Here is a 13,780-nt window from a genome sequence, read left to right as displayed (position 1 = left end):
CCGCCACTAACTCACTGACTAAATAGCCCAATAACGGCATGTGAGCAATCACTAGCACTTTATCCGCCTTGTATAACTCAGCGTAGGCTACAACTAACGCGGCTACATTGGCGGGATCGCCAGAAGGAACAAGATCATCAGCGACTAACCACTTACGCGGTTCCGGAAAATGCTGACTCAGCTCCTGCCAAGTTTGCTGTGCACGTAAGTAAGGACTCACCAAAACAAGATCGAAATCAGTCACACTGCGAGCCAACCAGTTGCTCATCAACACAGTATGGTGCCTTCCAACATCGGTCAGTGTTCTGTCTCTATCAGACTGAGCATTAAATCCGGCGTCACCATGTCTCATCAAAAATAGCTGCATACTTCTCTCGCGACTCAAACTTGTTTTTGTTTTATCCCAATTGTAGCCCTAAAATCCATTTCAACAAACCTTGTAAGACTTAATCTTTAGTCGATAAACACAAGAGATATTTGCTAAAAACCATTAAGACTATCAATATATAACAAGCTATCGTTATCGGAGTGTCTCTTTGCAAGCCTCTCAGTCCATTTATAAAAGTCCAAACGATCACCGTCAGTATCGTTATCTTGTGTTAGATAACGCGCTTAGGGTGCTATTGGTTGAAGATCAAGATGCCAGCCAAGCGGCCGCATCTATGGCTGTAGGCGTGGGTCATTTTGATGATCCCGCGGATAGACCCGGCATGGCGCATTTTTTAGAGCATATGCTCTTCCTTGGTACTGAAAAATTTCCCGACTCAGGCGAGTACCACGCCTTTATCAACCAACATGGCGGCAGCAATAACGCTTGGACGGGCACAGAGCACACTAACTTCTTTTTCACCATCAATGAAGACGTGTTTGCCGACTCCTTAGACAGATTCAGCCAATTTTTTATTGCGCCTAAATTTGACTTAGAACTGGTCGATAGAGAACGCCAAGCTATTGAATCTGAATTTAGTTTAAAACTGAAAGACGATATTCGCCGTACCTATCAAGTGCTGAAAGAGACAGTTAATCCACTGCATCCTTTCTCAAAATTTTCAGTCGGTAACTTAGTCACCTTAGGCGGAGAGCAAGCACAGGTACGTAGCGAATTACTCGATTTCTATCAAAGCCACTACAGCGCCAACTTAATGACCTTGTGCTTAGTCGCGCCGCTTTCCCTCGACGAATTAGAAGATTTAGCCTGCCATTATTTTAGCGGGATCCAAAACTTGAATTTAGTGAAAAACTATCCTCAAGTGCCGCTGTTTTCAGAAAATGAGCTGTTAACCCAAATTGATATCGTGCCGCTTAAGGAGCAAAAACGCTTAAGCATCAGCTTTAATTTCCCTGGCATTGACCACTACTACAAACGTAAGCCTTTGACTTATATCAGCCATATTTTAGGCAATGAGAGCCATGGCAGCCTTTTGTCCTATCTTAAAGAGCAGGGACTGGTGAATAACTTGTCCGCGGGCGGCGGCGTAAATGGTTATAACTTCAAAGATTACAGTATCGGTTTACAGTTAACCGATAAGGGACTGGCGAATCTTGATGAGATTATCAGCTGCTGTTTTGAGTATATTGAGCTCATCAAAACCCAAGGTTTAGATGAATGGCGTTATTTAGAGCGCGCAAACCTGCTCAAAATGGCATTTCGCTACCAAGAGCAAGTTAAATCACTCGATTTAGCCAGCCATCTCAGCATCAATATGCATCATTATGAAGTCGAAGATTTGGTCTTTGGTGACTATCGAATGGATGGGCTGGATATTCCAGAAACCATAGCCCTACTCGAGCTAATGACGCCCCACAATATGCGTCTGCAGCTTATTGCGCAATCGGTTAAAACGGATCGTAAAGCCAACTGGTATCACACGCCCTATAAAGTGCGCCCTATTGCACCTCAGTCCCTCGTTCGTTGGCAAGTGAGCAGTATTCGCCCAGAATTACAATTACCTGCTGCAAACCCATTTATCGTCGCCGACTCCATTCCTCGACCAGATAAGAGCGATGTCGAGGTACCAGTGATCGTTGCAGAATCGACGGGATACCGTATTTGGCACAAGAAAGACGATGAGTTTAATGTGCCCAAAGGCCACATGTATTTGTCGCTGGACTCAGAGCAGGCGAGTAAAACCCCAAAGCATGCCGCCCTCACCCGCCTGTATGTTGAAATGCTGCTCGATTATCTGACAGAACCAACCTATCAGGCCGAAGTCGCGGGCTTAAGTTACAATATTTATCCGCATCAAGGTGGCATTACCCTGCATTTATCGGGCTTTACCGGTAATCAAGAAACCCTGTTGGCCTTGTTAATCCACAAAGCCAGAGAGCGTAATTTTACTGAAGAACGTTTTGCCCTAATTAAATCTCAACTACTGCGCAGTTGGCAGAATCTAGCGCAGGCTAAACCTATTTCACAATTGTTTACTAGCCTCACTGTCACGCTACAAAAAAGCAGTTATGAGCCTGCCCGCATGGCTCAAATGCTCGAAGACATAAGCCTTGAAGATTTGCATAACCATGTACGCGCCTTTTACGAGAAGATCTATCTTGAAGGATTAGTTTATGGGGATTGGTTAGTCTCTGAAGCACAAGCTCTCGGTAAACGCTTAGAGCACATTTTATCCTTGGTTTCGACGCCAAGCGCAGAGTCCACCAGAGAATTAGTCAATTTAACGGGTCAAGGCACCTTACTTAGAGAACTTGCAATAGATCATCAAGATAGCGCGATCATTGTGTATTACCAATCCGCAGTAGCAACGCCAGAAAAAATGGCACTGTTTAGCTTACTAAATCATACTATGTCGTCCACCTTCTTCCATGAACTGCGCACTGAAAAACAGTTGGGCTACATGGTAGGCACAGGTTATCTGCCACTCAATCGTCATCCTGGGCTCATTTTTTATATCCAGTCGCCTACGACTGGACCACTGCATTTATTAGAGGCGATAGACGAGTTTATTGCAGACTTTAATTATGCCGTGATGCAAATCACCAACGAAGAATGGGAAAGCACTAAGGTCGGTCTTATTAGTCAGATCATGGAGCACGATGCGAACCTCAAAACTCGCAGCCAACGATATTGGGTCAGTGTCGGCAACAGAGATTATCAATTTAACCAAAGAGAACTGGTCGTAGACGAAATCACTAAGCTCACCCGCACTGATTTACTCAAATTCATGATGCGTAAAATGCGCACCAAACACAGTGACCGCTTAGTCTTATTTAGCACGGGTGAACAGCACAGAACTCAGGCAGCGTTGCAGTCAGAAAAGATGATCACAGATCTCAAAACGTTTAAGCAAACGGCAGAGAAGTTTAATTTCTAAACAAAAACACTTTTACACACACATTTGTTCACAAAGTTGGACAAACAAACAAAACCGCTACAAATTGCCCCAACTATAGTTGTATCTATCACGGTTGGGCGTAATACTAATGTAAAACATGGCTAGTCCATGTTCGACCCCTTCTACAGCGAACAATTTTGCTGCATCTACATGCTGTTAAAAGGATTTTTAGCCGCCTCCGCTTTGACAAAGCCCTCACTTTCTGGAAAAGTGATGTAACACAATTGTTTCATGGCATCCTCGGATAATAAGAACAAACACTATGCCTAAAGCACTCTTTAAAATCGTCTTGCTCGCTTTCTTTGGCTTGCATGCATTCGAAGACGTAAACGCATCTCCCTTTTCTGACAAATCTCCAATTATTCTCCAATCACAATCTTTTGGTGTCCCGCAAGGACTTTCCCAAAGCACAGTTACGTCTATCGTTACGGATAATGATGGCTACATTTGGATTGGCACGCTTAACGGACTAAATCGGTTCGATGGAAAAGAGTTTAAACACTTTTATGCTGATAATAGCGCTTCTGGTTTACCCAGCTCTTTTATTCGAAGCCTGCTAATCACTGAAGAAGGTGATCTACTAGTTGGTACTGACAAAGGACTTGCTATATATGATAGAAATGATGAATCACTTAAATTTATCGATGTGAAAAATGAATATTTGAATGGTGAAATATGGAGTTTATCCAACAATGACTTTACTAAAGAGATTTTAGTTGGAACCAATAAGGGCATACTTAGCCTCAACTTAAAAAATAAATCTCTAAGCTTAGAGTACATTGAAAAAGAATATTTCGAAGTAAAGAAAAGTGTAAACATTGGTGATGAAATATTTCTTAAAAGTTATGATGGTAAACTTTACAGGATAGATGGTAGTAATAAAGTAAAAATTATTGATAACGTACTTGATATAGAAAAGGAAAATAAAACCCTATATATATCAACAGAAAATGGACTTTACACCTATAGTGATAAAAGGGTATTAAAACTATCAAACAGCAAATATACTTTATTAAGTCGATACAATAGTGATATTTATGGAATAGATAAAAACAAAATATACTCGGTAAATAATGAACCCTATCTGATTGGGAAAACGGTAGAGGAGAAAGAAAAAAGTAAGGAAACATATCTATTTTCAACGGCTGACTACCTCATTATCGGAATGAACAATCAAGGGTTTGAAATAATAAGAAAGTCAAACAATCTTGTTTTAAGTACAGATCTAATAAAGGATAATGTTTGGCACATTAGTAAAACATTTGATAGCAAAATATTAGTATCATCTGATGATAGTATTCTTCGATGTTACGACATAAATTTGAATTTAATAAAAACTTATCAAACAGGCATTACCGGCTATAAAAATTCTGTAATGACAAAATATGGAATTTACATTGGAAATGAGAAAGGTGTAATTTTATTACATAACAATGGCAATATAAGTAACATAATAGGAGGTGAACAGATAACAACTATTGACTTAATCAATAACAATGAAAACATTATAGTTGGAACCGCTTCAGGGAAAGCTTTAATCATAAAAGATAATCTAATTTTAAAAAAAATAACAACTAATAAAAAAGATCCAGTTTTTGAAATCCTTTACATTTCAGATGCTGATATTTATTTAGCAAGCCAAAATGGTCTATATCATTATACTGATAATGAAACCAATAAAATAACAGATGAACTAACCTATAGCATTACAAAGTTTAGAAATGAAATTATATTTGGTACTTCAACCGCAATTAAGAAGTACAACCCCATTAGCAAAAAAACAAATAAATTATTCTCCGACAACAAAGAAATTTACTCCATATTAACTTTGGACAACTACATTTTCGCATCATCTCTTGGGCAAATTGTTTTAATTGATGGTGATAGTAATTATATTTTCTCAACAAATAATGGAAGTCAATACGAGTATAATACTAGAAGTAGCGTAGTCATTGATAATGAAAATATTTTTTTTGGGGGCATTAATGGTTTAAGCTTGATATCTAAAGATATAATTTTAGACCATATTAAAAACTCACAGCCACCAGAGACCTTCATCTCTGGATTACGTATTTTCAACTCCGTAATAGCTGGGGATGGTGAGTATTTCAAAGGTTCAATAAGTAAATCAAAGAGTATACAACTAAAATACTCTGATTATCCATTCACCATAACATTTAACTCACCAACATCAGAACCCTCTACTACGTCTTATTACTATAAAATGGATGGTCTATCAGATGAATGGATAGCATCAAATAAAATAAACTCAGCAACCTATACGAATTTATCACCTGATGAGTATATTTTCAAAGTTTATGCAGTTGATTCATTAACGCAGATAAATGGTCCAGTAAAAGAATTAAAAGTTATAATTACACCACCTTGGTGGCTATCAACATTAGCAAAGTCAATTTACTTCATTATTATAGTAATAACATTTTTAGGGATTACAAAATCAATTTTAAGAAAACGAGAGGTTCAACGCCAAATAGCGCTCAGCGAAGAAAGATTAAAGCTTTCCCTATGGGGAAGTGGTGATGAAATGTGGGACTGGGATATAGAAACTGGCAACATTTTCCGCTCAAATATCTGGGGAGCACTTGAATTTCCGCGTGATGGACATCGCTCGGGTAAATCGGATGAAGAGAGTAATATACATCCAATGGATCAAGAACGTGTTCGAGAAGCGCTCAATAAGCATTTTTATGGTGAAACAGATCATTTCGAAGCCGCATACCGAGTAAAAGGTAAAGACGACAATTGGGTATGGATCTTAGACCGTGCCAAAATTGTAGAGCGGGATGACAAAGATAATGCCCTGCGTATGACAGGTACAATTAAAAATATTAGTCAATTTAAACAAAAAGAAGAGCAACTAAAACTCTTTGAAAAAGCCATTGAAAATATTTCTGAAGGCATGTTTATCCTCGACGGTGAATACCGTTTTGTCGAAGTTAATGAAGCTTGCTGTAAGATTTCATTACGTAACAGAACTGATTTTATTGGCAACGTACTCACATTTGATTTATATCCTGAAACCTTCTCCACCCAAATCAGGACCATGTTGAAGCAACAAGGTCGCTGGGCAAATGAAGTCGAAGCCGCAAGAGGAGATAAAAGTCACTTCCACATGGAGCTGACTATCGATGCTATCTATGATGAGTTAGGCGAATTGTCACACTATGTCGGGGTTTTTTCGGATATTTCGAGACGGAAACAGCAAGAAGAAGAGCTTAGAAAACTAACCAATAATGATCTCTTAACCGGACTCCCAAATCGCTCCAACTTACAAGTGACCTTAAGTAACCTAGTGAATCGAGAAATAGCCCATGCGCTAATGGTGCTTGATCTTGATAATTTTAAACGTATTAATGATTCCTTAGGTCACCAGATTGGAGATACATTATTAAAGCTCGTTGCAGCTCGCATTAAGTCATTACTTCCCAAAAACACCAGTATTTACCGTCTAGGCGGAGATGAATTCGCCATTGTATTAGATAAAGGCTCAGATATAAGCGCCAGCGCTGCGATTGCTAACCGTATTATCGAAGGGTTAAAACCCGCTTTTGAAGTGAGTAATGAACAACTAGTCCTAGGATTAAGTATTGGTATAGTACTATACCCAGAAGATGAGCAAAGTGAGCAAGCATTACTGAGGAAAGCTGACATTGCTATGTACCATGCAAAGTCAGCAGGAGGTAATTGCTATCAGTTTTATTCAGAGTCATTAAATCAACATGCGATTAGGCAGTTAGAAATAGAGAATCTCATACGTGAAGGCTTAAAAGATGATCTATTTGAAGTTTATTATCAGCCTAAGGTTGATCTTAAGCGCGGTAAAATTGCAGGCATGGAGGCTTTAGTCAGATTAAATCATCCAGTACATGGCTTGATACCCCCAAATGATTTTATTCCACTTGCTGAAGAAAACGGTTTAATTGTTGAAATTGGTGAAATCGTCTTACGCAAAGCCTGTTTCGCAGCGCAGAAATGGCGTGAACAAGGAATATTCAGCGGCAGAGTCGCCGTCAATTTATCGTCACGTCAATTTGCACTCCCCGATATCCAACAACGAATAGAGTCAATTTTAAGACTCACCAAACTCCCCGCTTGTCACCTTGAATTAGAAATAACTGAAGGTACTGTCATTAAGCAGCCGGAAACGGCGATTATTGTCATGCAGCAACTGGCTAAAATGGGCGTTAGTTTGGCACTCGATGATTTCGGCACTGGGTACTCGTCCCTTTCATACTTAAAACGTTTCCCGATTCATACTTTAAAAATTGATAAAGCTTTTGTTGACGATATTGATAAGTCTGATCGCGATCTCAAAATGGTCGATTCTATTATCACTATCGCTCATAACATGGGGCTTTCTGTTGTGGGAGAAGGGGTAGAACAAGCAGCACAATTGAATATTTTACGAGCACTCAACTGTGAAGAAATTCAAGGCTATATTTTTAGTAAGGCCATAAAAGAGACCGAATTTACCCTGTTACTCCAAGAAGACATGATAAAGCCAAACACAAAAAGCAACATTACCTAATCATTTAACTCTCAATTTGATTGCGATTTACAACATTGGCACAACAAGTGCAATAGCTCTATCAGTGTCAATAATAAATCAATATCAACTACCCTGAGAGAGAATTAGAATGATTAAAGGAATCCTAGTAACAGTTACTTTATTATCTTCAATTGGTTTTGTAGCAAATAGTGTTGCTCTTCAAGGTTCTCCATATGTGAAGTTCAAACCCCTTGAAGTTGCGGGTTCTCCATATGTGAAATTCAAACCCCTTGAAGTTGCGGGCTCTCCATATGTGAAATTCAAACCACTAGAACAAGTTGCATAACATTAATCAGGTTAGGGAGAGTGACTATGCTAAATTCAATCAAAAAAGCACTCGGTTTATCCAAGCCAGCGCGTAAAAAAGTTAAGTTGCCAGAAGGCTTAAACCACCTTGAAGTGATTTCTGCGAAGGGTTGGTGGAATTAATTTAAGTCCTGTAGCCATGAGTCTAACTCGTGCACTGTGATGGAAAATTAGGCTAGAAACAATAAAGGGAGCATTAGCTCCCTTTAGTTTTACATAAGTAAAAAAGTATGAAAATACATAGCATTACATATTGATAGATTAGCTATTTAATATCCCTTCCTCACTACAACGGATTTTCCTCAAAGCTAAATGGCTGTGTGTCGTAAAGAGCGGATAAGCCAAAGGCCCGAGCACAAAACCCAGTAATGCCCAATGCGTAACAGAAAGGCCTGCGGTAAATGCAGCTAAGCCGAAGTACCAAGCCGAGATTAATGCGATAAAGATACCCAGCAAAGCCACAAATCACCTCTTTGAAAACAACTAAAAATCATAAATGTAGAGAAACTAATTCCCCATCAAAATGCGGATACGACTCGCTTAATTTTGCTGATTAATTCAATCTTAAAATACCGCTCTAACAGCACAATGAAAGGTTCTCCACACAGTGCAGAAACGAGCAGCACTCATTCATAGCTACGCTCTCAGCACAGAACAAATAGCTCTGAGCACTGAGCACTGAGCACTGAGCACTGAGCACTGAGCACTGAGCACTGCACTCTCGATCAAGCGCTCGGATTATACAAGATCCACATCTAAGTTATGAACATTTTTCAGGCAAAAACATGCCTTATGGCAATAAAAAAACGGCAATAACCTGCCGTTTTTTTGTTCAACCTTCATTGGCTAAAACCTAGATTAACTATGACTTAGATTCACTGAAACTTAGAAAAAGTGCGCGTTTTCTTGAGCCATGGTTTTTAAGCGCTCACAAGGTTCGAATCTGTTACCGAATTGGCTTTGATAACCTTCAAGAATTCGCACTAAGTTCGCGGCGCCTAAAGTGTCAATATAATGGAATGGGCCACCGAGGAATGGCGGGAAGCCAATACCGAAAATGGCGCCAATATCACCATCTCTTGGCGATGCGATAATACCATCTTCTAAACAACGCACCGCTTCGTTGAGCATTTGTACGACACAACGCTCGGCAACCGCTTTTGCGTCTTTATTGGTGCCAGGCTTAATGCCTAACACACCATAAACACTCTCATCGACAGCTTTAGCTTTCTTGCTCGATGCGCCGTATTGATAGAAACCTTTACCATTTTTACGGCCTTTACGATCGTCACTCAAAAGCTTGTCAAAAGCCGCTGGCGCTTTAAAACGTTCACCCAATTCTTTTTCGAGGATTGGTGAAATCTTAGCGCCCACGTCGATACCCACTTCGTCGAGTAAAGTAATAGGGCCCACAGGGAAACCAAACTTAACCAGCGCTTTATCAAGATGTTCAACACTTTGGCCTTCAAGTAATAATTGCGCGGCCTCGTTCATGTAGAGTGCAAGAATACGGTTCACGTAGAAACCCGCGCCGTCTTGCACCACTATCGGTGTTTTACCTTGCTTACGGGCAAATGCGACCGTAGTCGCAATAGTTTCTGGCGACGTTTTAGCATGGGCAATCACTTCCACCAGCGGCATTTTCTCTACTGGCGAGAAATAATGCAGTCCAATAACGTTCTCAGGACGCGTTGCCGCTTCGGCGATTTGGCTAATAGGCAAAGATGAGGTGTTTGACGCAAAAATGGTGTGCTCACCACACTCACGCTCAATGTCTTTCACCATTTGATGCTTAAGCGCTAGGTCTTCAAATACCGCTTCCACAACGATGTCGGCATCTTTAACGCCTTTATATTCAGTCGTTGTGGTCATCAGTGCCATTAGGTTGTCACGAGCAGCAGGCGTCATATGACGGCGCTTAACCCCTTTATCCAACAGCTTGTAGGCGTAAGCTAATGCATTGCTTAAACCTTTTTCGCTGATGTCTTTGACACGAACAGGGATTTTAGCCTTGGTCGTTGTGACAGATGCGATACCGCCACCCATTAAACCGCCACCTAAGATCACCGCTTTTTTCACTTTGCGCGGGCTCGCGCCTTCTGCGCCAGTTTCTTTCTTCATTTCTGTGGTTGCGAAGAAAATACTGCGCAGCGCTTCAGATTCTTTCGATACCACTAATTCGGCAAAATGACTGGCTTCGACTTCTAGCCCTTTTTGCATGCCCTTAGCAATCCCTTGACGCACGCAGTCAATGATCTTGGCAGGCGCAGGATAATTACCTTGGGTTTTCTTTTCGACCTGCTTAGTCGCTTGATCGAAAATAATATTACGGCCGAAACTCGTGCCTTCAAGCACTTGATTAACGAGTGACTTTTTAACAGGCTTCGGAACACGTTTACCCGCAAGCGCCATCTCAACGGCGGTTTGTAACAGAATCGTCTGCGGCACAACATCATTCACTAAGCCCATTTTCAAGGCTTGTTTAGGACGAATTTGTTTACCGGTCAACATCATATCTAAGGCTGTCGTAATGCCGACTAAACGTGGCAAACGTTGAGTCCCGCCGCCGCCTGGCAATAAGCCAAGTTGGACTTCCGGAACGCCGAGCATAGTCTTGCCATCGTCGCTACATACCCTTTGATGACAAGCTAAGGCTAACTCTAAACCACCGCCTAAACAGGCACCATGGATTGCGGCAACCACAGGAATCGTTAAGGCTTCTAGCTCATTAAAAACCACATGGCCTTGCAGGGATAAGGCTTTGGCATCGCCCGCCGTTTTACAGGCATCGAGCATAGAAATATCTGCGCCCGCGACGAAAGAATCTTTTTTGCCTGAGATCAGCACTAAACCGCGAATGCTCGAATCACTTTTGATCTCGGCCAGAATCTCACTGATTTCAGGGCCAAACTGCGCTTTTAGGGTGTTCATGCTTTCGCCAGGAACATCCATAGTCAAAATAGCAATGCCGTCGTCGCGGCGGGTTAAATTAAAGGTCTTTTCCATGCCGATTACTCCACTTCTAGTATCATAGCCACGCCCAAACCACCAGCCGCACAGGCTGTTGTTAGGCCAGTTCCACCACCACGGCGCTTAAGCTCACGACACACTTGCGTGATCAAACGGGTTCCCGTTGCAGCAAAAGGATGACCATAGGCAAGCGAGCCGCCGAGCACGTTAAACTTGCTCATGTCGATTTCACCAATGGCGCGGTTACGGCCAAGTTTTTCTTCGGCAAATTTTTTCGAAGCAAACATCTGCATGTTCGCTAATGTCTGCGCTGCAAAAGCTTCGTGCATTTCAATCAGGGTAAGATCTTCAAGCTCCATTCCAGCACGTTTCAGCGCCAGTGGCGTCGCGTAAGAGGGCCCCATCAGCATGTCTTGCCACACATCAATAGCGCTAAAGGCATAGCTCTTAATGTAGCCAATCGGTTGATAACCTAAGGCTTTCGCTCGACCTTCGCTCATCAGGATAATCGCTGACGCACCGTCAGTCAGTGGCGTACTGTTGGCCGCCGTCACAGTACCATGCTGTTTATCGAATGCAGGACGCAACTTAGCGTATGACTCCAGTACCGAGTTTTCGCGGATATTGTTATCGCGATCGATAAACTGTTTATACGGCGGCACATGGGCAACCATCACTTCGTCACGAAGATGGCCTGAAGCCCAAGTTTCACTCGCTAAGGTGTGTGAGCGGTGCGCTAAGGCATCTTGATCGGCGCGGCTAATATTGTAGGTTTTTGCCATTTGCTCAGCGGTTTGTCCCATGGACAAGCCCGTTGAGTACTCGGCAACCGCAGGCGGCACAGGTAATAAATCTTTAATGCCTAAACGACGGAAAATTTGTAATTTTTGCCCAAAGCTACGGGCTTTATTCAGATCGACTAACGCATGTGCTAATTTTTTCGACACGCCGATAGGCAAGACAGAAGAAGAGTCTGCGCCGCCCGCAATACCGATTTCGATATTGCCTGTCATGATAGATTCGGCCACGTTTACGGCAGATTGGAAGCTAGTCGCACAGGCACGAGTGACACTATAGGCATCGGTCGACACATTCATGCCAGTACCGAGTACGATTTCACGGGCGATGTTAGGTGCAGCGGGCATTTGCACCACTTGTCCATAGACCAGCTGCTCAATCAACTTAGGGTCCAGTTCAGAACGCGCCAATAATTCATTGACCACCATTTTGCCCATATCGAGCGCCGATACACCGTGGAATGCCGTGGCTTGCTTTGCAAATGGCGTTCTTAAACCCGCTACAATTGCGATACGCTCGCCCTTGGCGTTCGTAACCTGTTGTCTATCACTCATTTGTCACCCTCTTTATGTGCGCAATCGCTGAGAGATTTCAGGCGGCGCTAGCTATTTCCGTGTTTGACCCATTGTTTTACGGCGAAAAACGCCCAATAACAGGTCTGACCATTAAAGTGTGATCTGATTCTAACTTCTTGTCAGCAAGTTTTAAACACCTGTTTGTTTTTTTAACACTAGCCAAACCCTAAGGGAATTCTTTACCATATCCGTTGTCTATAGCCCACACACGCATTTTCAACATAATAAAACGAGTAGCATCATGCCTTTGAGTCGCTTCCATGCATTACGCACTTACCTAAATAAGGTTGTTTTAGGGCAGCCAGTATTGACCGAAAATCTGCTCATTGCCTTAATTGCCAATGGCCACTTATTAGTTGAAGGTCCACCGGGACTGGCCAAGACCCGTGCGGTGAAAGCCTTATGTGACGGGGTTGAGGGCGATTTCCACCGCATTCAATTTACCCCAGATCTGCTGCCTGCCGACTTAACCGGCACAGATATTTATCGCTCGCAAACCGGCACCTTCGAATTTGAAGCCGGACCGATTTTCCACAATTTGATTTTGGCGGACGAAATTAACCGCGCCCCCGCCAAAGTACAATCGGCCTTATTAGAAGCTATGGCCGAAGGTCAAGTCACCGTCGGTAAGCACAGTTATAAGCTGCCACCGCTGTTTTTAGTGATGGCAACCCAAAACCCATTAGAAAACGAAGGCACTTATCCCCTGCCCGAAGCACAACTTGACCGTTTTTTAATGCACTTGAATCTTGATTACCCGAGCGGCGAGACTGAAATCGAAATTCTGCGCCAATCCCGTAAAGAAGCACTCACCCACGAATTGCCGACGACTGAGCCGATTGCTCAGGCCGATGTGTTTGCCGCACGTGACGAAGCCATGGAAATCTATCTCGCCGAGCCACTCGAAAAATACATAGTCGAAATTGTTATGGCGACCCGCGAGCCTTTACGTTACAGCGAAGACTTAGCGAAATGGCTTGAGTACGGTGTCAGCCCACGCGCCACTATTTCGTTAGAACGCTGTGCCCGCGCCCGCGCTTGGCTGCACGAGCGAGACTTTGTTTCACCGGAAGACATTCAAGCCGTTGCACCAAATGTGTTAAGACACAGATTATTACTCAGCTACCAAGCGCAAGCCGAAGGCGTCAGCCGCGATCAGGTGATCAATCACATCTTGAGTCAAGTTGCAGTACCTTAACGGTGAAGATAAAGGT

At 42.5% G+C, this 13,780-nt stretch carries 7 protein-coding genes and 1 pseudogene; 4 read left to right on the top strand and 4 right to left on the bottom strand.

The genetic code is table 11. The features are described from left to right. A partial coding sequence (gene sixA, locus BM607_RS13600; RefSeq protein ID WP_249269593.1) for a phosphohistidine phosphatase SixA occupies positions 1-367 on the bottom strand: 367 nt, incomplete at its 3' end. A gap of 169 nt (positions 368-536) precedes the next feature. Between sixA and BM607_RS13595 the strand changes: the two genes are divergently transcribed. The 3 genes and pseudogenes from BM607_RS13595 to BM607_RS13585 all read left to right on the top strand — a co-directional run. Beyond that, positions 537-3,326 carry an insulinase family protein gene (locus tag BM607_RS13595; RefSeq protein ID WP_071939572.1) on the top strand — a complete coding sequence of 930 codons (2,790 nt, stop codon included), beginning with the start codon at positions 537-539 and terminating at the stop codon, positions 3,324-3,326. A 283-nt stretch (positions 3,327-3,609) separates the two neighbouring features. Next, a complete protein-coding gene (locus BM607_RS13590; protein ID WP_071939573.1) occupies positions 3,610-7,896 on the top strand; it encodes an EAL domain-containing protein in 4,287 nt (1,428 codons plus the stop codon). 109 nt (positions 7,897-8,005) lie between these two features. Beyond that, positions 8,006-8,191: pseudogene (locus BM607_RS13585) on the top strand (hypothetical protein); the annotation flags it as partial. Between the two features lie 293 nt (positions 8,192-8,484). Here BM607_RS13585 and BM607_RS13575 read toward each other — a convergent pair. From BM607_RS13575 to fadI, 3 genes are all read right to left on the bottom strand, one after another. After that, positions 8,485-8,685 carry a hypothetical protein gene (locus BM607_RS13575; RefSeq protein WP_071939574.1) on the bottom strand — a complete coding sequence of 67 codons (201 nt, stop codon included), beginning with the start codon at positions 8,683-8,685 and terminating at the stop codon, positions 8,485-8,487. A 423-nt stretch (positions 8,686-9,108) separates the two neighbouring features. After that, on the bottom strand, positions 9,109-11,229 hold the full coding sequence (fadJ, locus tag BM607_RS13570) for a fatty acid oxidation complex subunit alpha FadJ (protein WP_071939575.1): 2,121 nt from the start codon (positions 11,227-11,229) through the stop codon (positions 9,109-9,111). 5 nt (positions 11,230-11,234) lie between these two features. After that, a complete protein-coding gene (fadI, locus tag BM607_RS13565) occupies positions 11,235-12,545 on the bottom strand; it encodes an acetyl-CoA C-acyltransferase FadI (protein WP_012089601.1) in 1,311 nt (436 codons plus the stop codon). Positions 12,546-12,807: 262 nt separating this feature from the next. Here fadI and BM607_RS13560 point away from each other — a divergent pair, with 262 nt between their 5' ends. Next, complete coding sequence (locus tag BM607_RS13560) at positions 12,808-13,764, top strand: MoxR family ATPase (protein WP_006082248.1); 957 nt, start codon at positions 12,808-12,810, stop codon at positions 13,762-13,764. Positions 13,765-13,780 lie beyond the last annotated feature (16 nt).

Source organism: Shewanella sp. SACH (assembly GCF_001887095.2).
Taxonomy (GTDB): Bacteria; Pseudomonadota; Gammaproteobacteria; order Enterobacterales; family Shewanellaceae; genus Shewanella; species Shewanella baltica.
The sequence above is the reverse complement of the archived record's forward strand: the minus strand, read 5'-3'. Positions and strand labels throughout refer to the sequence as shown.